Source organism: Methylocystis silviterrae, assembly GCF_013350005.1.
Lineage (GTDB): Bacteria > Pseudomonadota > Alphaproteobacteria > Rhizobiales > Beijerinckiaceae > Methylocystis > Methylocystis silviterrae.
Window position 1 is genome coordinate 197,205 of sequence record NZ_JABVWW010000002.1, and the last position, 22,785, is coordinate 219,989.

At 60.0% G+C, this 22,785-nt stretch carries 19 protein-coding genes; 11 read left to right on the forward strand and 8 right to left on the reverse strand.

Annotation, left to right across the window (positions count from 1 at the left end):
* Nucleotides 1-205 precede the first annotated feature (205 nt).
* Entirely contained in the window at nt 206-466 is a 261-nt protein-coding gene (gene bufA2, locus HUN39_RS02830; RefSeq protein ID WP_175092988.1) for a BufA2 family periplasmic bufferin-type metallophore, read from the reverse strand.
* 683 nt (nt 467-1,149) lie between these two features.
* Here bufA2 and HUN39_RS02835 point away from each other — a divergent pair.
* Complete coding sequence (locus tag HUN39_RS02835) at nt 1,150-2,364, forward strand: PepSY-associated TM helix domain-containing protein (RefSeq protein ID WP_175092989.1); 1,215 nt, start codon at nt 1,150-1,152, stop codon at nt 2,362-2,364.
* Nucleotides 2,365-2,397: 33 nt separating this feature from the next.
* Here HUN39_RS02835 and HUN39_RS02840 read toward each other — a convergent pair whose 3' ends face one another.
* Together HUN39_RS02840 and HUN39_RS02845 are read right to left on the reverse strand one after the other, a co-directional pair.
* Complete coding sequence (locus HUN39_RS02840) at nt 2,398-2,964, reverse strand: hypothetical protein (protein ID WP_175092990.1); 567 nt, start codon at nt 2,962-2,964, stop codon at nt 2,398-2,400.
* Between the two features lie 117 nt (nt 2,965-3,081).
* On the reverse strand, nt 3,082-3,459 hold the full coding sequence (locus HUN39_RS02845; protein WP_232365867.1) for a copper resistance CopC family protein: 378 nt from the start codon (nt 3,457-3,459) through the stop codon (nt 3,082-3,084).
* Between the two features lie 447 nt (nt 3,460-3,906).
* On the opposite strand from HUN39_RS02845, the gene HUN39_RS02850 reads away from it, so the two are divergent.
* The 5 genes from HUN39_RS02850 to HUN39_RS02870 all read left to right on the forward strand — a co-directional run bounded on the left by HUN39_RS02850 (nt 3,907) and on the right by HUN39_RS02870 (nt 8,892).
* Nucleotides 3,907-5,046 (forward strand): HupE/UreJ family protein, encoded by a 1,140-nt coding sequence (locus HUN39_RS02850; protein ID WP_175092991.1) that lies wholly within the window; start codon nt 3,907-3,909, stop codon nt 5,044-5,046.
* 161 nt (nt 5,047-5,207) lie between these two features.
* Entirely contained in the window at nt 5,208-5,681 is a 474-nt protein-coding gene (locus HUN39_RS19110; protein WP_232365868.1) for an HdeA/HdeB family chaperone, read from the forward strand.
* Nucleotides 5,682-5,698: 17 nt separating this feature from the next.
* Nucleotides 5,699-5,992: an HdeA family protein gene (locus HUN39_RS02860; protein ID WP_175092992.1), complete on the forward strand. Its 294-nt coding sequence runs from the start codon at nt 5,699-5,701 to the stop codon at nt 5,990-5,992.
* Between the two features lie 179 nt (nt 5,993-6,171).
* Nucleotides 6,172-7,644 carry a family 1 glycosylhydrolase gene (locus tag HUN39_RS02865; protein ID WP_332310713.1) on the forward strand — a complete coding sequence of 491 codons (1,473 nt, stop codon included), beginning with the start codon at nt 6,172-6,174 and terminating at the stop codon, nt 7,642-7,644.
* A gap of 33 nt (nt 7,645-7,677) precedes the next feature.
* The gene (locus HUN39_RS02870) at nt 7,678-8,892 is read left to right on the forward strand and encodes a glycoside hydrolase family 1 protein (protein ID WP_175092993.1); all 1,215 of its coding nucleotides are present in this window, start codon (nt 7,678-7,680) and stop codon (nt 8,890-8,892) included.
* A gap of 18 nt (nt 8,893-8,910) precedes the next feature.
* On the opposite strand, the gene HUN39_RS02875 is transcribed toward HUN39_RS02870, so the two are convergent.
* From HUN39_RS02875 to HUN39_RS02890, 4 genes are all read right to left on the reverse strand, one after another.
* Entirely contained in the window at nt 8,911-10,716 is a 1,806-nt protein-coding gene (locus tag HUN39_RS02875) for an ABC transporter ATP-binding protein (protein WP_232365869.1), read from the reverse strand.
* A gap of 41 nt (nt 10,717-10,757) precedes the next feature.
* Nucleotides 10,758-13,496: a glycoside hydrolase family 2 protein gene (locus HUN39_RS02880; RefSeq protein WP_175092995.1), complete on the reverse strand. Its 2,739-nt coding sequence runs from the start codon at nt 13,494-13,496 to the stop codon at nt 10,758-10,760.
* Nucleotides 13,497-13,681: 185 nt separating this feature from the next.
* Nucleotides 13,682-14,827 (reverse strand): UDP-galactopyranose mutase, encoded by a 1,146-nt coding sequence (gene glf / locus HUN39_RS02885; protein WP_175092996.1) that lies wholly within the window; start codon nt 14,825-14,827, stop codon nt 13,682-13,684.
* Nucleotides 14,820-15,971, reverse strand: a complete 1,152-nt coding sequence (locus HUN39_RS02890) for a glycosyltransferase family 1 protein (RefSeq protein WP_232365870.1) — start codon at nt 15,969-15,971, stop codon at nt 14,820-14,822. Before HUN39_RS02890 ends, glf begins: the two co-directional genes overlap by 8 nt.
* Nucleotides 15,972-16,244: 273 nt before the next feature.
* Between HUN39_RS02890 and HUN39_RS02895 the strand changes: the two genes are divergently transcribed.
* The gene (locus HUN39_RS02895) at nt 16,245-16,814 is read left to right on the forward strand and encodes a PRC-barrel domain containing protein (RefSeq protein ID WP_175092997.1); all 570 of its coding nucleotides are present in this window, start codon (nt 16,245-16,247) and stop codon (nt 16,812-16,814) included.
* Nucleotides 16,815-16,864: 50 nt separating this feature from the next.
* Here HUN39_RS02895 and HUN39_RS02900 read toward each other — a convergent pair whose 3' ends face one another.
* Entirely contained in the window at nt 16,865-17,194 is a 330-nt protein-coding gene (locus HUN39_RS02900; protein WP_175092998.1) for a hypothetical protein, read from the reverse strand.
* A 289-nt stretch (nt 17,195-17,483) separates the two neighbouring features.
* Between HUN39_RS02900 and HUN39_RS02905 the strand changes: the two genes are divergently transcribed.
* From HUN39_RS02905 to HUN39_RS02920, 4 genes are all read left to right on the forward strand, one after another.
* Nucleotides 17,484-19,085: a phosphoenolpyruvate carboxykinase gene (locus tag HUN39_RS02905; protein WP_175092999.1), complete on the forward strand. Its 1,602-nt coding sequence runs from the start codon at nt 17,484-17,486 to the stop codon at nt 19,083-19,085.
* Between the two features lie 108 nt (nt 19,086-19,193).
* Complete coding sequence (locus HUN39_RS02910) at nt 19,194-20,363, forward strand: isovaleryl-CoA dehydrogenase (RefSeq protein WP_175093000.1); 1,170 nt, start codon at nt 19,194-19,196, stop codon at nt 20,361-20,363.
* A gap of 15 nt (nt 20,364-20,378) precedes the next feature.
* The gene (locus tag HUN39_RS02915) at nt 20,379-21,986 is read left to right on the forward strand and encodes a carboxyl transferase domain-containing protein (RefSeq protein ID WP_175093001.1); all 1,608 of its coding nucleotides are present in this window, start codon (nt 20,379-20,381) and stop codon (nt 21,984-21,986) included.
* 10 nt (nt 21,987-21,996) lie between these two features.
* Nucleotides 21,997-22,785: an enoyl-CoA hydratase-related protein gene (locus HUN39_RS02920; RefSeq protein ID WP_175093002.1), complete on the forward strand. Its 789-nt coding sequence runs from the start codon at nt 21,997-21,999 to the stop codon at nt 22,783-22,785.

Consider the following 22,785-nt stretch of genomic DNA (forward strand, 5'->3'; position numbering starts at 1 on the left):
CGTCGCGATCGAGCTTGACGCTCGATCGCGCGGATCTCCCCCCCGATACGGGCGATCGCTTCACGCCCCACTGCAAAGCAATGACGCGGCGACACGCCACGTCCGCCCCAGGTCAAGAGGCGAGCGCGCCGGCGTGCGCGGCAATTTCGTCGAAGACTCAGCCACTCGCGCCGACCCCAAGTCGCGCCGTCCTATGAGGCGAGGGTCAGTCGAGAGCCTTACCGCCTGCCTCTTCGCAGGCCGCGGCCGTCTCCTTAAAGACCCAGCCCTGGCCCTTGCAAGAGTTCATGCCCTTGCACGCGTTTTTGGGCGAGTGACAGTCGGCCTTGCCCTTACAGCTATTGACGCCAAGGCAATGCACCTTGCTCGTGGTCGAGGCCGCCTTTGCGGGCGGCGCAGCGCCAGCGAGAACGATTGAAACAGCGGCAACGGCCAGCGTCGCACCCTTGCACACATCATTTTTCATTTTTCCCCCTCTTCGTTTTCGGACTCTTCCTCGAAGGCAATCGGCATGCTTCGCCCTCTCGAGGAAAGCAAGTATGACCTGAAGATAATGGCGACCAAAGGAGAACTTCGCGGAAGTCGGAGACATGCGTCATCGTCTGCGACGCATCCCGCCCTTTCATTCGACAAAACCCGTGTTCGGAGGCGAATTGCTTGATATTTTGAGTATGATGCTGTATTGGATTATTCATACTAGGCCGGCGTGATCATTAAAGTCGCCTCAGCGCTCGCAGGCGGCGGCGCTGCAAGGCGTCGCAAACTTCAGCCAAGCACGAGAGCGAGATAAGGGCGCAATTCGCGGGAAGGCGAAATGTGGAGCGGACAAACATGGCTCCTGGCCGTTGCGACATGGGCAATCGTCGCGATTGGGGGCATGGTTTATTTGCTCGTCGAGCGGCGGCGCGAGAAGAAGTGATGTCATCGCAAAGGATGCGTCGCGCTGACCGCATTCAGCGCCAAGAGGCCAGCGCCAAGAGGCCGAAGCTTCGGTCGCCTGCAAAAGCCGACCGCATCATTCGCTTGCCGCATTTGATGGCGCGTGACGTCCGACATGGCGTCGCCTGAGCGACGCAGCTTCAGTTGACAAGGTCGCCCCGATCAGATGCGATGGAGGCGCGAAAGCGTTGGCGGACCGTAGTTAACACAATGATTGAGAGAACGATCGAAGCCCGCCCCAACAGAGGGGCGGCGTCGCCGTCGCGTATCGGGCGTCGGCGCGAAGTGGCGCGCAAGGTCTTTCTGCAGCTTCATCGAACCATCGGCCTCTTCGTCGGGGCCGTGTTCGTTTTGGTCGGGCTCAGCGGCGCGGTTCTGGCGTTTCGCGAGGATATCGACGAACTGCTGAACGCTTCAATCATGCGCGTCGATACGCCCGCGCAGGCTTCTTACCGCTCGCCGGACGACATTCTCGGCGCCGCTTTCGCGGCGATGCCGGCCGACGGCAAGGCGGAAAGACTGACGATGCCGCGCCGTCCGGGCTCGGCTGCGGCGATAACCTATATGGTTGAGACGGACGATCTTGAGACCGACGTATATCAGTTGTTCGTCGATCCCTACACGGCCAAGGTCAAAGGGCAGCGCCTTTATCAGCATCGCGGCAGCATATTTTCGCAGCCTTTCATCCCGTTCCTCATGACTTTCCATTGGACGTTGCTGCTTGGATTCAACAACGCCTATGTCCTCGGCTCGCTCGCCATACTTGTTTTCTTTTCCATCCTCGTCGGACTTTATCTGTGGTTCCCGCTCAATGGCGCTTGGCGACTGGGCTTGAAAATCAAATGGAAGGCCAGCGCCGAAAGACTTGCCTATGACGTGCACCGAAGTGTCGGCATTTACTGCGCCGCCATTTTGTTGGTCATGTTATTCACTGGCGTCGCCATGATCTTTAAGCCGGCGACGCGGTCGGTGACGACCTTGTTTTCTCCGGTGCGTCCTAAAATTGATTTTGGAAAATCCAAGCCGCTTCCAGGCCAATCGCCGATTGGCGTCGGCGCGGCGGTTGCGGCCGCCGATAAAATCTTTCCTGATGGACGACTCCACTGGATTCTTCTGCCAAGCGCGCCAAGCGGCGTCTATGTCGTCGGCAAGCAATCGGACGATGAACCCAACCAAACCAAAACAAGCCGAAATGTCGGCGTCGACCAGTACAGCGGCGAGGTTCTCCAGGTGCAGGATCGCAATGGCTTCACCGGCGGCGAGAAATTTCTGGAATGGCTATTCCCGCTGCATTCGGGCGAAGCTTTCGGCGCTGTCGGACGTTCGATCGTTCTATTTATCGGGCTGACGCCGCTTGCGCTTTACGTCACGGGCTTTTTGCGGTGGCGACAAAGGCGCCGTGCGCGAAGGCGTGCGAGGTATTGAAAAATCGCGCCGGTTCGCTTTGCAAAGCTCTGATCATTTTCCGACGAAAATCGGCATCTCGATGGTGTCCTCGGCGTTCTTCGCCTCGCCAAAGGCGAGCTTGAGCAGGTATTTCCCCTTGTGAGCGACGTTCGCGTCCAAAGTCACAAAGCCGCTTGAGCGGGGCCGAGACGGCAGAGCATTGATCTGTTTGAGACTGCCATCCGTATCGACTTGATAGAAGGAAAGCGCGACGGATTCGTTTCTCGCGTCTTTTTCCATGAGGGTGACGGAAAAAATCAACTTTCCCGTTCCCGGCACACGATCGCAATATTCGGCATATTTGCTCAAATCGTCCGCCGGCCCTCCGGCGCTCTCTTCGGAGTCCGGCAGGAAATATGTCGTGAGGTGCACGGAGTAGAAATCGCTGACCCCAAGACATTCCGAAATCGTGCGATCGCCCGCCTTCACGGCTGGTCTTAGCGTATGCGCCTTCCAAAAGTCGTCCACATATTGATTGAGGGCCGGACCCCATAGACGATAGGAAAACGCCGCGCCGTTGACGCCAATCAGCAGCACGATGCCTGCGAAAACCAGTGCGTTCAGACGGCCAGGACTCATCGCTTTCTGTTTCCTTCCCTTACGCCGAAGAGCGGTTTTCGCATGAAAACTCTGATCATAACCGCCAATTGCGCGCCCTCGCGCCTTCGACACGCGCTCCGCTCTTGCCGGCGCGCTTCAAGGACGCACCTCGAACTCCCAGGCGCCGCTGACGAGATGGCCGTCAGCCGAAAGCGCCCGATAGCGAGCGGTGTATTTGCCGGGATTCAACCGGTTCACGCTCACCGACACATGGCTTGGATCGGCGCTATCAATCGCAGCGTCGCGCTTGTCGACCCTTTCGCCCGATGCGCTCACAACCGCCAATGCGGCAAAGGCGTCGCGAATGCCGGCGTCGTACCACACTTCCACTTTTCCGATGTCTTCGGCGCCGACGCCGCCTTGCGCGGGGGAGGTGCGGACAACGATCGCATGCGCCAGAATGATCGCCGGGCGCTGCGCCTCTCTCGCCGGACGCGAGGGGCCGGTGAGTTCCATCGCCGGAGCAGGGCTCAATTGTTGATCTCGACGTGGGGAGTCAGAGACAGCTCCATACGCCGTGGCGGGGTCAGGCGTCGCGCCGACTGACAGGATCGCCCCAGCAAGCGATAGCAGGCGCGCATGCCGGTCGACCGACATCCAGGAAGGGCTTTTTCGACGGGAGACTCTTGCCGGTCCGCTCTTCGTCATGGGGGGCGAAGTCCGATTCAATAATCATTTCCTAGCTCGCTCGCGCGCAAAGAATGCGTCGGGCTGCGAGACGCCGATTGCTCATCTTGTCACAGACTTGACCAGCGACGCCATTCCGCCGCGGCGCCAAAAAAACCGTATCGCATTACGTTCAGCGCGCCTCGCGTAAGGCTGCGCGCTGATGGACTTGAGCTTGCCCTTCTCCCTCGATATGCATCTTTTTAGCAAAGTGCATACGCCGCAGGCGCGCGGCGCGTCAAGGGAGTCCGCCCGATGGTCTGGTTGCTGAACGGCGCGGTCGCTGTCGTTGTGGCGTTTTTCGCGAGCGCTCCGGCGGCGCACGCCCATACGGCGAATATTTCCAGCAGCCGAATCGTGCCGGCAGGGCACGGTCTTTATCGCGTCGAGGTCGGATTTCTGGGAACTGACATCGAGCGCATGTTCGCCGAGAACAAACCGAAGAGCGACGAGGTCGATCTCACCGAGCCCGGCGTGATCGAGGGCATGATCGGCAAGTTCATTCAGACGCGCGTCGATCTGCAGAATGCGGAAGGTCAGACCTGCGCGAGCACGGTCGTTTCGGTCGGCGATGATCCGACCAATCCTAATGACTCAAAAGTCGTGCTGCGGATGGACTGCAGCGCGGTTCAAGGACAGATTTTTTACAATCCGTTCAGACTTCTTGATGCGCAGGGACCGCGCGCCAAACAACTCGTCAGCATCGGGGAGAAAAGCGATGAATCCAATCTGACCGAGGCGCAGCGCCTGGGCCGGGAGCCGGCGCCCGGACAAGTCATGATCTATCCTGGCGACCCGATGATCGATCTCTCCAAGCCGCTGCTGACGCCTTGGGAGCTTGCGCCGAAATTTTTGTCCGCCGGGGTCGAGCACATCGTGACGGGCTATGATCATCTGTGCTTCCTGATCGCTGTGATGCTGTGGGCGACGCGCATCTGGCCCGTCGTTAAGATTGTGACGGCTTTCACAGTGTCGCATTCGGTAACGCTGTCGCTCGCGGCGCTTGAACTCGTCAATCTGCCGAGCCGTTGGGTGGAGATCGCAATCGCGCTGTCGATCATCTATGTCGCAGTTGAGAACTTCTTTACGCGCAAGGTCGACGGTCGCTGGCGCGACACCTTCGCGTTCGGCTTCATCCATGGCTTTGGATTCGCGAGCGGTCTGATCGAACTCGGCGTTCCTCAGCGCGCCATCGTGCCGGCGCTGGCGAGCTTCAACATCGGCGTCGAAGTTGGGCAGATCGGCGTTGTGCTCATCGTTCTCCCCTTACTTCTCATGACGGATAAGATGTTCACTCACGGTCAGCGCAGTCCGCTCCTCGTTCAGGTCTGCTCAGCGATTATCGCCTGCTTTGGCGCTTATTGGTTTTTTGTGCGCGTCGCCGAACTGGGCTAGGGAAATTATCCAGGCTTTGTGTTCGACTGAATTGAAGGACCGCTTCACCTAAACGCTGTTTTTAAAAGCGAAACTGTCCACAAGGGCGAACTGGCTGATGATGCCCGGAAAATCTTAAATGCCCGGACCGGCAAAACGGCAAGGCTCCGGAGCGGCTAAGGATGGTCAAATCACGCCGATGGACTTTCATTTTTTTAATGTTTAGTTCAAGTGCGCTGGGGTGGGGCGTTAGGCGCGGGGCGATAGTCGGAACCGCCTGCCTTGACGCGCCCTTTGCCCGGCGAAAGCCGCAGGGTCAGGCGGCTCTTCGGAAATCTGGTTTTATCGGAGGAAATCTTATGAGGAAGCTGATATTTGCGCTTGCCGCGGCGGGAGCGCTCGCGCCTTCGCTGTCCAACGCGCAGGTCAAGATCGACATGACCCGCATCACCTGCGGTGAATTGTTGGCGATGCCGGCCGACGACCAAGCAGACTTCGGAGCGTTTATGGGCGGCTGGTTCGCGCAGAAAAGCGGCCGGACCTTCATCGACGTGAACTTGTTTCGGAAAAACTCCGCCAGCGTGAAGAGCTGGTGCGCTTCCAATCCGAATGAGTCGGTCATGGCGGGTCTGCAGCGCGCTTTTGAGCAGAAGTAACAGGAACGGGGAACCACATGAATCGCAAACTTATTTTCGCCGGCGCTCTCGCCACGGTCGCCCTCGCCGTTCCCGCCAACGCGCAGGTCACGATCGAGATGTCGGAAATCACCTGCAAGCAGTTCGCCGAATATGACGCAGACACCCAGGACTTTGTCGCCAACTGGATGAGGGGCTATTTCAGCTCCAAGAACAACATCACCGTAATCGATTCGCGTTACGTGAGACGCAATACGGATAAAATCACGCATTATTGCAAGAAGAAGCCGAATTCTTCCCTCATGGATGCGATCCAGAAGAACGCCCGCTGACCCGAATGGAGCGCACGGCCAGGAGTCGGCCGTGCGCTTTGCCATTTCTTTATGAATTTCATTGCCCACAGCTCCAACGCGGCAGTCTGCCGTCTTCCGATTTCTTTGCAGCCGAAACGTGATGCGCCCGCGAGGCGGAACCCACGCCGATCTCTGGGGTTAAGGTATGGGCGCGCGACGTGAGCGCAAACGCGTCCGACTCACGAACGACGTGCGGCAAAGAGACGGAGGACGCCTTTGACGAACGCTCCTACGCCGTCGGACTCGCGCCAGCGCTGCCTGTTCATCCTCCTCCTCAGCCCTCGGTGCCGCGCGCCATTCGCCGCTGCTGCGCCCCGCGGTCAGATGAACTGCGCCTGATGCTTCCGAGCGCAAGGGAACTCGATCGGCTCACTGCGCCTGGCGCCTTTTTTTGGGCGACCGGCGTTGAAGACACGTTCATCACCGCTCCGCATCCGAGAACCGGGCGCATGCTCGACGAATATGAGCTGACGGATCATTACCGGCGGTGGGAAGCGGATATCGCGCTGATGGCGCGGTTGGGGGTCTCCTGCGCGCGTTATGGCGTGCCCTGGCATCGTGTGCAACCTGAGCCCAAGGTCTGGGATTTCAGCTTCGTCGACGCCGCGCTTGAGCGCATGCTCGAACTTAACATCGATCCGATCGTCGATCTCGTACATTACGGTTTGCCGCAGTGGATGGAGCGCGCCTTCCTCAACGAGGACTATCCAAGCCGCGTCGCGGAATTCGCGGCGCGACTCGCCGAACGGTTCCGTGGAAGGATACGATGGTACACGCCGCTGAACGAGCCTCGGATCACCGCATGGTATTGCGGACGTTTGGGCTGGTGGCCGCCCTACGGACGCAGCTGGTCGAGCTTCGTTGCGGTGATGCTGTCGATCTGTCGCGGAATCGTTGAAACGACCCGCGGGCTGCACGAGGTCGACCCAGATATCGTCGCCTTTCATGTCGACGCCACCGATGTTTTCGAGTCGAGCGACCCGGCGTTGGCCGAAGAGGTGGAACGGCGTCAAGCGATTGTGTTCCTTGCGCTCGATCTCATCAGCGGGCGCGTCGATGCGCGTCATCCGCTGTGGACATGGCTTCTCGGGCAGGGCGCCGCGGAGCCCGCGCTGAACGCCTTTCGTGAACGCCCGCTTGAGCTCTCTGTCATTGGCGTGAACCTTTACCCGATCTTCACGCTCAAGCGGATGTCGCGCGACCGTTTCGGGCGGCTGCGCATTCGAATGCCTTATGCGTCTGGCGCACTCGTGACGAAGATCGGCGAGATGTATTTTGAACGTTACGGCGCGCCGATGATGATCTCGGAAACCGCGACCAAAGGCTCGGTGAGACAGCGGCAGGCCTGGCTCACCGACTCGGTCGAGGCGGTGAAGACGCTGCGCGCGAAGGGCGTTCCGATGGTGGGCTATACGTGGTGGCCGATGTTCGCGCTCGTCACTTGGGCCTATCGTCAGGGGCTGCGGCCCCTCCACGATCATCTTTTGCAAATGGGGCTATGGGATCTCGATCCTGATCCATTGGGGCGGCTGGATCGTGTTGAGACGCCCCTTGTCGACGCCTATCGTCGACTGACGTCCGGTGGCGCGGCTGCGGTGGGTCCGCTCGCGCCAACGCCACGGCTGCCGTAGCGCAGCCTCCACGAGCAATCGGGGAGTGAAGGCATGTTTCAGAGTTTCTTTCTGGCTGGTTTTGAAGGATCGACAGGCTTCAACCGGCACGGCGAATGGTTCGATCAAGTCGTCGCGACAGGTCACGACGCCAACGTCGACGCGGACTATGCCGATATCGCGCGACTGGGCTTGCACGCCGCGCGTGAGACCGTCCGTTGGCCGCTCGTCGATTGCCGCGGTCGATACGACTTCTCCTCGCTCGAACCATTCATTGAGGCCGCAAAGCGCCATGACGTGGGCGTCATATGGGACCTGTTTCACTATGGTTTCCCTCAGGACGTCGACTTATGGTCCGAGGCATTCGTACGGCGATTTGCCGACTACTGCTATGCGGTGGCGCGCTTCGTGGCCGCGCGCATGGATGGTCCCTGCGTCTTCACGCCAATCAATGAGCCTTCGTTCATGGCCTATGCCGGCGGCGAGAAGGCGCTGTTCGCGCCGTATGGGTCGGGACAAGGCTGGGAGCTGAAGGTCGCGCTCGCGCGCGGCGCAATCGCGGGAATCAATGCGATACGCGCCGCCTGTCCCGATGCGCGCTTTGTGAATGTCGATCCCTTGTGCCGCGTCGTCTGTCCCAAGGACAGGCCCGATCTTGCTCCTCAGGCGCATGATTTCAATAACAGGCTTGTGTTTCAAAGCTGGGACATGTTGTGCGGCAGGCTTCTGCCCGAACTCGGCGGCAGTCCTGAACATCTGGACGTGGTGGGAATCAATTATTACTGGACCAATCAGTGGGAGTTGAACGACACGCCGAACGAGGACGGAAACGTGCCGCCGCTTCACGACGATGATCCGCGCCGAGCGCCGCTCTCGGATCTCATTCTCTCTGTCTGGCAGCGATACGGCCGCGAGGTCATGATCACGGAGACCAGCCACGTCGGGGACAATCGTGGACCGTGGCTGTGCGAAGTCGTCAGCGCGTGCCACGCGCTCTTGTTGCAAAACGTGCCGTTACGCGGTGCGTGCCTTTATCCGATCCTGGGAATGCCAGAGTGGCATGATCGCGATCTCTGGACGCCCATGGGCCTGTGGGATCCGCTCTGTCACCGCGATCCTGGCGCCGGCCGGCTTCTGTGCGAACCGATGGCTGAGGCGCTTCAAGGCGCAGCGCCGCTCGAAGCGCTTCATCAGGCGCAGCAGCAGGCTGAAGGTCGCCGCGACGCACAGTTCAATCTTGCGAGGCGCAAGCGCTATGCCGCGCTTTGACGGCTATCCCGCGAGTCGTCACTCCGCCGCTTCAGCGCGTCTCCGCGCTTTTGAGAAAGCGCCGCCTGAAGAGATGAGCGCGTCGTGCGCCCCGCGTTCGACGATTTGTCCTTTGCTCATGACGAAGATGCAATCGCAATCGACAACCGACTCCAGCCGATGCGTCACGAGAATGATTGTGCGTGATCCCTTTAGTCGGTGCAGCGTTTCTATCAGCCGCCGTTCCTGCTCGGGATCGAGCGCGCTCGTTGGTTCGTCAAGGACGAGGAACGGCGCGTCGGATAGCAGTGCGCGCGCGATGGCGATCCGCTGCCGCTGACCGCCGGAGAGATTCGCGCCGCCTTCGGCGAGCACGGTTTCATAGCCATGAGGCAGAGGATGAATGAATTCGGCGGCGCCCGCGTCTTCGGCCGCTCGTTCGATTTCCGCTCGCGTTGCGTTGTGCCGCCCATAGGAGAGATTTTCTGCGATGGTCGCCGGCAGCACGAGGCTGTCTTGCGCGACGAGCGCGAAATGCGCTCTTAGCGACTCGAGCCGTACGTCCCTGAAGTCGACGCCATCCAAGCGTAGCGCCCCGCTCGTTGGATCGTAGAACCGAAGCATGAGACTTAAGAGCGTGCTTTTGCCGGCACCGCTCGCTCCGACGAAGGCCACCATCTGGCGCGGCCGTATCGTCGCCGAAACGTCGGTGAGAATTTGCTTGCCGCTCCCGTAGTCAAAACTCACGCGCTCGAGCGTCAGAGTTCGCGGCTTACTGGAAATCCAACGCGCCGCCGGCGCATCGACAACGGCTTCCGGTTCGTCGAGCACACGAAAAACGCGTCGCGAAGCGGCCTCGAAGATGCGCACTTTGGCGAAGAACTCGCTGAGCCATTTCAGCGGGTCCCAAAGCTTGCGCAAGTAGTCGATGAAAATGAGCAGCGTCCCGACGGTCATTCCGTCGGCGACGGGCGCGAGAAACTGGTCGCGGTAAACGAGCCAGCCTCCATAGCCGAGGATGATCGCTCCGCCCACGGATAGGATGGCGTCGCGCGCGAGAGGATAGAGCTGTTCCTGCCAATTCAAACTCAGCAGGGCCTCGACGCTTCTGCCGACCGCGCCGGAGAAGCGTCTGAATTCGAAAGCCTCGCGACGAAACGCCTGCGCCAAAGGTATACGCGCCATCGCCTGCTGAATATGCGCGGTCAGATCAGCGTCAATCTGCTTCGAGTCAAGCGCGCGTTTGTGGATTTTGACGCCAAATCGCCAGTTGCTCCATATCATGAAGGGCGCGACGGTAAATGCCGCAAGCGTTAAACTGACGTTTCGAGAAAGAAGAATAATGGTCATCACGGTGAGCGTTACGGCCGCAACCGAGGTTCCAATCACGACGTCGACGATGCCCCACGGGCCGAAGGCGTCTGTCGTCAAACGATAGATCGAATCGCCCTGCGGTCGGCTGCGATGATACGTCAGGCCAAGATTTTGAAGCTTGGTGAAGAGATCAAACCGCACCCGCGTCGTGCCGCGATAATTGAGGTAATAGTTGATCATCATGCGGCCCATCCAGGCCGAATATCCCACGAGTTGCAGTCCCAGTCCGATCGCGACCAGACCCGCGATCTGCCCCGACTTGTCGGTCGGCAATATGGCGAGGAAGTAGCTGTGTATCCAGTTGCCTTTCGGCTCGCTGGAAAGCACGGAGTCGACAAGCACCGCCAGCGGCCACGCCTCAAGGAGGCCCACGCTGACGGAGACCGCGATCATCGCGACAAGCGCGGCGATCCGCAGCTGGTCTTGCAGGAAGTATGTCAGCGCCCGGCGATAAACCGCGACGTCTGACATGTCTTGCGCAGAATGCATGGCGCTATAACGCGCCAGCTCGCCTAAAGGTCTTCCCAACCCACGGGTTCGAGCTTGGAGATCGCAGGCGCCGGACCGGCGCTTCGCGCCGCAGCCTCGATCAGGCCGCCAAGCAAAGCCGCGGCGGTTGGATCTTCTCCCGGAGGATCACGGAATAGTTTGAAGGTCGCGATCACGATGCGGCCTGTGCCGTAATTGCGTCCGACCGCAATTGCAGCCGGACGATGAATCCATCCAACAACCAGCGCCGCGTGAACGCGCGCTTGAAAATCGAGGAGATTGCAGCCGGAGATGACATGCGTCGGGATCACACGATCAAACGCCTGGTCAAGGAGAGGCCCGCCGGGAATTGCGGCGAAGGGACCCTGCCGCCGAAGCCAGGCGAAGGAGGACGCCCAGTCGCCTCGCCAGAGCGTGCCGTCGCGCGCCACCACCTTGACGTTCTGCCAATGCGGAAAGAATGGCGTGAGCGAGCCCGGCGTTTCGGTCAAGAGAACCGCTCGGCCGCCGGCGCGCACATAGGTCGCGAGCGCGGCGGAAGCTTGCGTCTCGACGACGACGTCCGCGGTCTCGGCCCCTTCCGCCAATCCATAGCCAAGCGCCTGCAACCGGTCCCGAATGTCGCCGTGTGACGACCACAGCGAAAGCTCCGGCGGTCGAGGCCTTGCATGCACGGCAATGTCGATTTCATTGCTCGCGAGAAGTCGTCCGTCGAGAGAGCGCAAGCGCAGGGTAAGACGGCGCAGGCAAGAGTGCTCGACGACCGGGAGTTTCACCGAAATCATGCCGAGATCAACCACAGCGCCAGGCGCGATGGACGGGATTTCCAACGTCATCGGCTCGGTGACCGATATGTCGAGCGCCGCCGGCTCCAGCGGATTTGGCCCGCCATGCGCCACGCAGAGCGAGAGGCGAACGGCGTCGCCCGACCAGTAGGCGGGTCGATCGAGTTTGGGCAGAACAACCGTATCCGCATTGATCGAGTGAAACAGATTGTGAAAAACGCGCGGGTTCGAGCGCATGTCGAGAAGGCCGTTCGCCTCCCAGTGACAATCGGTCAGCTCGGTGATGACGTAGCCGGCGATCTGCGGCTTCCGGCGCATGGCCTCGATCTGGTATTTCAGCGCCCGAAACTGTTGCCACTGCGTCGCTTCGATGAAGCTTTCGAACGTGCCGAACACGCGGTCGAGACTCCAGTCTTGAAATCGGTTGCGAACGCCATGCGCATACATGACGCCTTCGCTCCAGTCGTGGCCGGTCTCGAACCACCAGGCTTCGGCGCCGGCCGCGTCTCTCAATTTCTCAGGGTCGGGCAGCCCCCAATTGCCAAATTCCGAGCATAGCAGCGGCTCCTGTCCCGTGATGACGGCGTCGCCCTCGGGGCTGAAGAGCCATTCGGCCCTGCCGGCGAGTTCCTCGACGAACTGATCCCAGTCCTCCCGACTATCGGGAATGGCGGCATAGAAATGGAAATCCGCGAGATCGGTCTGCACGTGAAAGCTTGGCGCCAAGGGCGAATTGTCGACGACAAGCCGTGACGGATCGTAGGACTTGAGCCACAGGTACAGCTTCTTCAGCCATGCGCGGTGATAGGCGTCATGGACTAGGTCGACGCCCCAGTTCTCGTTGATCAGCGTCCAGCAAAAGATCGAAGGATGGTTTCCGTCGCGATCGATAAGGCCCTTCAGCGTGAGCTCCTTGCGCTCTCGCGAGAGTTCGGTCGAATCACCAGCATTTGGTAGCTCCGCCCAAATCAGCAGACCAAGGCGATCGGCAACCTCATAATAGCGCGGATCCGGCACTTTAATGTGGCAGCGCAGGGCGTTCAGCCCGAGCTGCTTCGCCTTGCAAAATCTGTCCTCGAGAAATTCGACGGAGGGCAGGGTGCAGATCGTGTCGGGATAGTAGTCCTGGTCGAGAGCCGCGCGCAGATAGAACGGCTTGCCGTTGAGATACAATTTCCCGTCTCGGGTTTCGACGCTGCGAAAGCCAAATGTCGTTTCGATTTGGTCGACAATGACGTCCTTGCGCCTCATCGAGACTTGTAGACGATAGAGATAGGGGCTGTCAGGCGACCAGCAGCGAGGCGCAGGCACAAACGAATAAACGATGGCGTTCTCGACGCCGGCCGCCAGTTTGGCGCATGACTGCGCCACGGCATTTTCCTCTGCGTCGACGACCGCAATCGTCACGTCGGCAGCGTCGGTGAGCGGGCTCTCGAAGCGCACATGCGCCGAGATCTCTCCGCTCGCCAGCGATGAACGCACGCGCACCGTCGTCACGTGGTCCGCGATCCGCCGTTCGAGATACACGGACTGCCATATCCCCGAGAGCGGGCCGTACCAGCTCTGCTTGCCGAACGGCATTTCGGCGAAGGGCGTCGTGGGGAATTCGAACGGATCGTCGGTGGGACTTTCCACCTTCACCTTTATCTCGGCTTTTCCGCTGACGATCCGATCCGTAATGTCGAAATGAAACGGCAGGAAGCCGCCCACATGGCTGCCGACGAATGCGCCGTTAACAAACACATGGGTGATATGGAAAACCGCGCCGAAATGCAGAAAGACGCGCTGCTCCAGCCATTCTTCCGGTATCTCGACGTCTCGGCGATAGACAGCGACGCCGCCGCGCATGCGCAGATCGGCGAACTGAGCTTGCCAGGGGCTCGGGACAAGAATCGTCCGGCTCTCGGCCGGCTTGGCGCCATAGCCGAGATATTTAAAGTCCCACAACCCGTCTAGAGATATGCGCGCTGCGCTCACCTAACCTCACCTCGACCAAAAGTGCCGGCGCCGGAGCATCGATGCGTTGGTCGACTATAACAATGAGCGATCCACAGACGATTTTCTACATTGCGAACGCCAAAACGCGCAGTATTTTTATTCACGACTCAAGCTTAGCCGGACTGCGCAGCGCCGCAAAGTTGGCTCGCATTTAAGACGTGAGCCTATTCAGCGGCGACTGACGCAGTAGCGAAGGCCGCGCTGCTGTTACGAGCCGGGATCTCCTTATTGATCCGTCGGAACGTCGCGAGCGCCTGGCCGACCACCTGATCCATATTGTAGTAGCGATAGGTCGCCAGCCGCCCAACAAACCAAACATTTTGCTGCGCGATCGCAAGCTTTTCGTAGCGCTTGTAAATTTCCGCATTTTCTGTGCGCGGCACGGGATAATAGGGATCGCCTGCATCGCTGGGAAATTCATAGGTCAAGCTTGTTTTAGGATGTTCCTGACCCGTGAGATGCTTATATTCCGTCACCCGCGTATAGGCTTCTGTCTGCGGATAATTGACGACGGCCACGGGTTGATGCTGCCGCTTATCGAGCGTGACATGTTCGAAGCGCAGGGACCGATAGGGCAGCTTGCCGAAGCGGAAGTTGAAATATTCGTCGATCGGCCCGGTGAAGATCAGTCGCCGATAGAAAACTTCGTTGCGCAGCTCCTCGAAATCGGTCTGCAGCATGACGTTGATGTTGGGGTGGTCCAACATTCGTTCGAACATGCGCGTATAGCCGTGCAGCGGCATGAACTGGTATTCGTCGCCAAAATAGCGGTCGTCGCGATTGAGGCGCGTAGGCACCCGCGCCGTGACGGACTTGTCCAGCTGCGACGGCTCGACGCCCCACTGCTTTTTGGTGTAGCCGCGAAAGAATTTCTCGTAGAGTTCTCGCCCCACCGTGCTGACGACGACATCTTTAGACGTTTTGATCTCTTCACAATGTTCGGCGCGGCTGGCGAACCACTGCGCAAGCTGGTCCGAATCTAAGGAGAGACCGTAGAGGCGATTCACCGTGTCCAAGTTGATTGGGATCGGCACGAGCATGCCGTCCACGTTCGCCAGGACGCGGTGCTCGTACGGGCGCCAACGCGTGAATTGAGAAAGATGCTCGAAAACCGCTTCGGAATTGGTATGAAAGATATGCGGGCCGTATTGATGCATAAGCACGCCGGCGTCGTCGTAGCGGTCATAGGCGTTCCCGCCAATGTGCGGCCGACGATCGATAAGAAGGACACGCTCGTCGCGCTGCGACGCGAGCCGTTCGGCCAGCACGCTTCCCGCGAAGCCTGCCCCGACGATAAGCCAATCAAACAAGTTGCCCCTCCCGCGCTGATTTGGACTCGGCGCCGACGCTCGCGATGTGCAGCATCATCCTTGCCCAAGTCTTGTCCCACGACATTTCCGCAAGAAACGCATCGATCGAACTGAGCCAGTGCGCCTTCGGCCGCGAAAGCAACAGATCGATCTTGGCGACGAACGCCTCCGCGTTCGATGCGATTTCCACGTGCCCGGCCGCGCCGTAGGGGTTAACGACATCGGTGATGGGCGTTGAAACGACTGGCACGCCTGCAGCAAGAAACTCGGGCGTTTTCGTCGGGCTGATAAAGCGCGTCGCTTCATTCAACGCGAATGGCATGATTCCGACGTCCCATCCGGATAGATAGTTCGGAAGCGCTTGGTACTGTTTGCAGCCCAGCCAATGGATGTTTTCGGCGCGGGGCAGAGATTGCGGGCTGATCTTCGCGGTGGGACCGATCATCACCAATTGCCACTGCGGCCGCAGCGCCGCGATGCCGGCGACGATATCCATATCCATGCGTTCGTCGATCACGCCAAAGAACCCGATGCGGGGATGCGGAATCTCCCTTTGATCGTCGGGATCCACGCCAGGCTGCCGCGCGCTCTTGAAGTGAGCGGCGTCGACGCTGCTCGGGAAAACGTGAATGTTGTCGTGCCTTTTACGTTTGGATTCGTACAGGCTCTGTCCGCCGACGAACATGAGATCGCAGTTGGCCATCAGCTCTCGTTCGAGATCGAGAATCCCTTGCGGCGCTCCAGCGAACGCGGAAAGTTCATCCATATTGTCATAGACGCGCAGGTTGGGAGAGAGATGCCGGGTAAATCGAAGCGCCATGGGCGTATAGTACCAACCGACCCATCGCGAAGGCCGCACCTGCGCCAGCAAGTTGTCCACGACGCGGTGTTGCGCGTTCGTGATTTCGTCTGCTGAGAGGCCTTCTGGAAGAACTGGCGTCACGACAACAACGCCGCAGGCTTCATCCCTTTGGAGTTTTACGCCTGCTTCATCATGAGAAAAGATGGGCTCTTCGACGTAGAAGACGCCGAGGTTTCTAGCTGCTCGACTGAGAAGATGTTGTGGTCGCTGATAAACGAAATTCCAACGAAGATGAGAGAAGCAAAACAGATGACTTGGAACTGACATCATGCCCCACCTCAAGCCTTGCCGATTTCATTGCTTTTCGGTCTCCCTGAACAAACTCGGGTTGAGCACCTTTGTTCCGGCATTATGAACAATTGGACAGGGTGGGCGGGGAACGGCGAGGGCGAGGCGAGTGCGCCCCCGCGCCCGGCGTCTGTCGGAACAGCGTGTCTGCCGGCGCGTTTTAGGCGGACCGTACGAACGGCGGCTGGCGAACGGCGGTTGGGTGGGGGGCATTGGCAGTCATTTATGTGGGAATGGGCGTTAGGCTGGATCGCGCCAGCCGCAACAATGATCGCCGCGATGATGACGGCCGCCAACGCCGGCGCGCGCGTCACGGGCTGGGGCTTCGTCGTGTTTGCAATCGGCTCCGTCGCCTGGAGCTTGACGGCGACCTACACCCACCAGAGCAATCTCCTGCTCACCAACCTTTTCCTGACAGCGATCAACTTGATTGGAGTGTGGCGGTGGTTAGGCAGGCAGGCGAGGCATGAGGACGGAAGCATCAAGGCCGTGCGCAAGAGCAGCCAGGCGGGCAACGCGCCCACGCTCTTTTCTGCATCGGCGGCCGTTGGCGCCAATGTCATAGACGCGAGCAGCGAAAAACTCGGCGTCGTCATCGATCTGATGCTGAAACGCGATCATCGCGGTCTCGCCTATGTGGTCATCGCCCAATATGGACTGGGCGACGTCGGTGAGACGCTGCGCGCCGTCGATCCGGCGAACATAGAGTTCACAGGCGGTTTTGCGCACAGTAAGATGTCTGGGAAGGAGTTCGACGCCCTACCGGCGCTTCAAGCCGATGATTGGCCCAGCGCCTTACCATCTGAGGTGCGGCAAGACCCTGGCGCGCTGGATTGAAACTGAACATGGCCGACGCTCATGCGCCGGCCATCATTCGTCCGCCAAACTTAGTCGCGCGGATAGTTGCTGCCCGAATTCCACATCGCGCCCAGCATGAATCCCACAGCCACCGCCATGAGCACAGTCGTCGTTGGCTGACTACGCGCCGACGTCTCAATGGCTTGCCGAAAGTTGCCGATCACGTCGCCGGCGCGTCCGGCAACTTCGCTGCCCTTCTCCTGCACCATCGATATCGCCGATCCGGCTTGTTCCATTGTCTGATTGATGCGTTGTCCGACTCGGTCGGCCGCCGCCATTGCTTTGTCGCCCATGACCGCAGCAGTTTCGCTGATCGGGCGGTCCGATTGTCGGATGCGCTCCAGTTCTGGCGTCGCCATTCTTGCCTCCATCCTCGAAATTGTTCGAGCCTCGGCTCAACCCGCTGACGTCGTCGTTGTTCCAATCGCGGAAAAGCCAGAACTTCGCAGGTCGCAATTGGGCTGATGCGTTCGGCAGACCTCTTTGTTGAGCCTTGGGCGTCGCTGTCCGCATGCATTTTAGCGGAACGTCTACGGCGGCTTGATTTGAATGATTTACGCTTTATTTCCAAAAATGTGCTTGCGTTTAGCTGGCGCGTCAGACGCATTTCGCGTCGCATGTTAGCGAGCCGGAGAGGAAAATCTCGGGATGGCGAACACAACGATGTGGCGAGTAGACGACGTCGGGGATTGTGCGATCGAAGACTTAGACCTCTCCACACAGGCTCGCCGGAATTACGGGACAAGCGAACTCTACGGCGAAGCGATCCGATGCGGGGAGGGAGTCGCATCCTCGACGGGCGGACTGGTCGTGGAAACCGGCGCTCACACGGGGCGATCGCCGAATGATAAGTTTATCGTCTGCAACGCTTTGACCGAACCGACGATCTGGTGGGACAACAATCTCTCGATGACGCCAGAGCAATTTGTCCGGCTGCGTCAAGACATGTTGACGCACGCGCGTCGAATGACGCTCTTCGCTCAGGATCTTTATGCCTGCGCAGCGCCAGCGCATCAGCTCAATATTCGCGTTCTAACCGAATACGCTTGGCATTCGCTCTTTGCGCGGCATCTTTTCACTCCGGCTGAGAGCGCGTGCGGTTTCGAGCCGCAACTAACGGTTCTGGACTTGCCTTCATTCCAGGCTGACCCCTCACGCCACGGTTGCCGCTCCAGCACGGTGATCGCTATGGACTTATCGAGAGGCGTCGTGCTCATCGGCGGCACCCAATATGCGGGAGAGATCAAGAAGTCGATCTTCACCTATCTCAACTATGTTCTACCCGCGAAAGGCGTGTTGCCGATGCATTGCGCCGTCAATGACGGCGAGGGTGGATCGGCGGTGTTCTTCGGGCTTTCTGGGACAGGCAAGACGACGCTTTCCGCCGATCCGACGCGCAGCCTAATTGGCGACGACGAGCATGGGTGGGACGAGAACGGTCTCTTTAACTTTGAAGGCGGCTGCTACGCCAAGGCGATCCGGCTCGCACAACACTCCGAGCCCGATATCTACGCCGCCTCTCATCGTCGGGGCGCGATCCTCGAGAATGTGTCGTATGATCACGGCGCCGGTCGGTTCGACTTCGACGACGATTCGAAAACCGAAAACACGCGGATCGCTTATCCGCTCGACTTCATCTCCAATGCGTCGAAGACGCGTCGCGCGAGTCATCCCCGGAACATCGTGATGCTGACGTGTGACGCATTTGGCGTGCTGCCGCCGATCGCGCGTCTCACGCCCGCACAGGCGATGTATCATTTTCTGTCCGGCTACACCGCGAAAGTCGCGGGGACCGAGCGTGGCGTCATAGAGCCCCAGGCGACGTTCTCCGCCTGCTTTGGCGCACCCTTCATGCCACGCCGGCCGACGGAATACGCCGACCTGCTGCGCGAGTTTATCTGTTCCAGCCAAGCGAACTGCTGGCTGGTGAACACCGGTTGGTCGGGCGGACCCTATGGGATCGGACGTCGGATGCCGATCGCGGCGACGCGCGCCTTGCTTCAGGGCGCGCTCGACGGCTCCCTCGCGCAAGCCGACTGCCGGACGGATCCATCCTTTGGTCTGTGCGTGCCGACGTCCGCGCTGGGCGTCGACTCGAAAATGCTGGATCCTGTTCAGACGTGGTCCTCGCGCGAAGATTTTGACCAGATGGCGAAAAGGCTGATCGGAATGTTCGAGGCGAACTTCAGCCGGTTTGTCCCCTTCGTCGACCAGCAGGTGCTCGACGCCCAGCCGGGCGTCGTCGGATAGCCAGCGATCGCCTCGCGCCAAACAGGGCCGCGCAAGCGCGCGCCAACTTGAAACTTCGCCGATTCGAGAAATATAGGCTCTATCTTGGTGCGCCGTCGGAGGATGCGCATGCGCCATTGGACGCCTACTCTTGACTTCGATCTCGGCGATGTGGCCGACCGCGTGCGCAGCGCGACCGAAGCCTTCGCGACGGCGGAAATCGCTCCGCAGGCGCAGCAGATCGATGCGCAAAACGCTTTTCCTCCGGATCTTTGGCCCAAGCTCGGCGCGCTCGGCGCGCTCGGTCTGACCGTGCATGAGCAATATGGCGGCGCGGGCATGGGTTATCTGGAACATGTGCTGGCGATGGAGGAAATCAGCCGCGCCTCGGCGTCGGTCGGATTGTCCTATGGCGCCCATTCCAACCTTTGCGTCAATCAAATCCATCGTAACGGCTCGGAAGAACAGAAGCGGCGATATCTGCCGAATCTCGTCTCTGGTCGGCATGTCGGCGCGCTGGCGATGTCGGAGCCTGGCGCCGGATCAGACGTCACGGACATGAGGCTTAGCGCGGTGAAGCGCGGCGATCGTTATGTCCTGAACGGAAGCAAGATGTGGGTGACGAACGGTCCCGACGCCGACGTCGTGATCGTCTATGCCAAAACCGATCCGGGCGCCGGTCCGCATGGCATAACCGCCTTCATCGTCGAGCGCGTCTTTGCCGGATTTTCATCTAGCGCGAAGCTCGACAAGCTTGGCATGCGCGGCTCCAACACATGCGAACTCGTATTCGAGGACTGCGAGGTTCCCGAAGAAAACGTGCTCGGCCTCCCCGAGCGCGGAGTCAATGTGCTGATGAGCGGGCTGGATTACGAGCGCGCGGTGCTTGCGGGCGGTCCGCTTGGAATCATGCAGGCCTGCATGGACGTCGTGCTCCCCTATGTGCACGAGCGCAAACAGTTCGGTCAGCCGATCGGCGAGTTCGAGCTTATGCAGGGCAAGCTCGCCGACATGTACACGGCGGTCACGGCCACGCGCGCCTATGTCTATGCGGTCGCGAAGGCGTGCGATCGCGGCCGCGTGACGAGGAAGGATGCCGCGAGCGCGATACTTTTCGCCGCTGAACGCGCGACATGGATGGCGCTTGAATCCATTCAGTGCCTTGGCGGCAACGGCTATATGAACGAATATCCGACGGGAAGATTATTGCGCGACGCCAAGCTTTACGAGATCGGCGCGGGAACAAGCGAAATCCGCCGCATGTTGATTGGGCGCGAACTCTTTCAGGAGACAGCCTGACTTTGGATTAAGGATATGCCCCGCATCGATAGCCTTGTTCATCCGAAAGACGCCGATTTCGCCAACAATCACCAAGTGATGACCGATCGCGTCGCCGAGTTGAAGGGGATCGCGGCGGATATTCGAGCGGGTGGCGGCGAGCAAGCGCGTAAGCGGCATCTCGCGCGCGGTAAAATGCTCGCGCGTCAGCGCATCGACGCGCTTGTCGATCCCTTCTCGCCCTTTCTCGAAATCGCGCCATTTGCCGCCCACGGCATGTACGACGGGCGTGTCGCAGCGGCCGGAGTCGTCGCCGGCATAGGGCGAGTGCGCGGCCGCGAATGTATGATCGTGGCCAATGATGCGACGGTTAAAGGCGGCGTCTATTTTCCTTTGACTGTGAAGAAGCATCTTCGCGCGCAAGAGATCGCCGCTCAGAACAACTTGCCCTGTCTCTATCTCGTCGACTCGGGCGGCGCCAATCTGACGAGCCAGGAGGATGTTTTTCCGGACCGGGATCATTTCGGCCGGATTTTTTACAATCAGGCCACGATGTCTTCGCGCGGCATTGCGCAGATCGCCGTCGTCATGGGTTCGTGTACCGCCGGAGGCGCCTATGTTCCGGCGATGAGCGATGAAACGATTATCGTGCGCAACGAAGGCGCGATATTTCTTGCGGGTCCGCCTCTCGTCAAAGCGGCGACGGGCGAAGTTGTGACCGCCGAGGAGCTCGGCGGCGCCGACGTTCACTGTCGCCGTTCAGGCGTTGCCGATCATTGCGCTGAGAATGACGCGCATGCCCTGCAGATCGCACGAGATATTGTCGGCAATCTCGGACCTTCCGGCGCGATAACAGTTCCGGTGAGAAAGCCTGCGGAGCCTTACTACGATCCCGCCGAGATTTACGGTCTGCTGCCGCAGGATCCCCGCAAGCAGTTCGACATACGGGAGGTGATTGCGCGTCTTGTCGACGCCAGCGAATTCGAAGAATTCCGCAAGCTGTATGGCCCGACGCTGGTGACAGGTTTCGCGCACATCTATGGTTATCCTGTCGGGATCGTGGCCAACAATGGCGTCTTGTTTCCCGAGAGCGCGCAAAAGGGCGCGCATTTCATCGAGCTTTGCGCGCGACGAAAAATACCGCTGCTCTTTTTGCACAATACGACGGGCTTCATGGTCGGGGCGAAGTACGAAAGCGCCGGCGTCGCCAAGGAGGGAGCCAAAATGGTGACGGCCGTCGCGACGGCCGCGGTGCCGAAGCTCTCGATCATCGTCGGCGGCAGTTTTGGCGCCGGCAACTACGCCATGTGCGGACGCGCCTACTCGCCGCGATTTTTGTGGATGTGGCCGGGCGCGCGCATCGGCGTCATGGGCGGGGAGCAGGCCGCGAGCGTGCTGACGCGCGTCAAGCGCGAGGCCATGGATAAACAGCAGAAGCCTTTCTCGGAAGAAGAGGAAGAAGACTTCGCGCGCCCGATTCGTGAGCAATATGAGCGCCAGAGCCTGCCGCTTTATTCCAGCGCCCGGCTCTGGGACGACGGCGTCATCGACCCGCTCGACACGAGACGGATTGTCGGTTTGGCGCTATCCTTCGCGCTGAGGGCGCCGATCGAAGAAACGCGCTTTGGCCTGTTTCGCATGTGAGTCATGTTCTATGATAACTTTGCTGCAATCGGTTGATGCAAATGGCGTTGCGACTTTGACGCTGAACCGTCCAGACAAGCGCAACGCGCTCGACTATGAGCTCATTGGCTCTCTGAAGGAAGCGCTCGAGGGGTTGGATGCGCGAGCCGACGTCCGCATCATTACGGTCGAGGGCGCGGGAGACTATTTTTGCGCCGGCGGCGACATCGGCTCGATGATCCGCGTCACGCAGCGTTCATCGAGCGCCAATGAACAGGACGCTTTGGCGCTCGCCCGAATGCTGCACGCTCTGGACACCGTGTCAAAGCCGACGATCGCTCTGGCTAAGGGCGTCGTCGTCGGCGGAGGCGTCGGTCTGCTCGCGTGTTGCGATATCGTCGTCGCCGCCGACGACGCGTCATTCTCGCTCAATGAAGTGCGGCTGGGCCTGCTTCCGGCGATCGTCGCACCCTTTCTCATCCGGGCCATAGGCCTTCGGCAGCTGCGCCGATATGCTTTGACGGCGGAGCGATTTTCCGCCGCGGAGGCGCAGAAATTGGGTCTCGTCCACCGTGTGGCGCCAAGGTTGGAGGTCAATTTGGCGCATGCGGCGATCGTCGCGGACGTGTTGCGCGGGGCGCCTGGCGCGCAGGCGGATGTGAAGAGCTTCTTCGCGGAATGCCACGGCCACGGCGTGGACGCAGAACTCTTGCGCGAGGCCGCGCATCGTCTCGCCGCAAGGCGATCGAGCGCGGAGGCGCAGGAAGGTCTTTCGGCCTTTCTTGAAAAACGAGCGCCACACTGGATCGCGGCCGAGTGA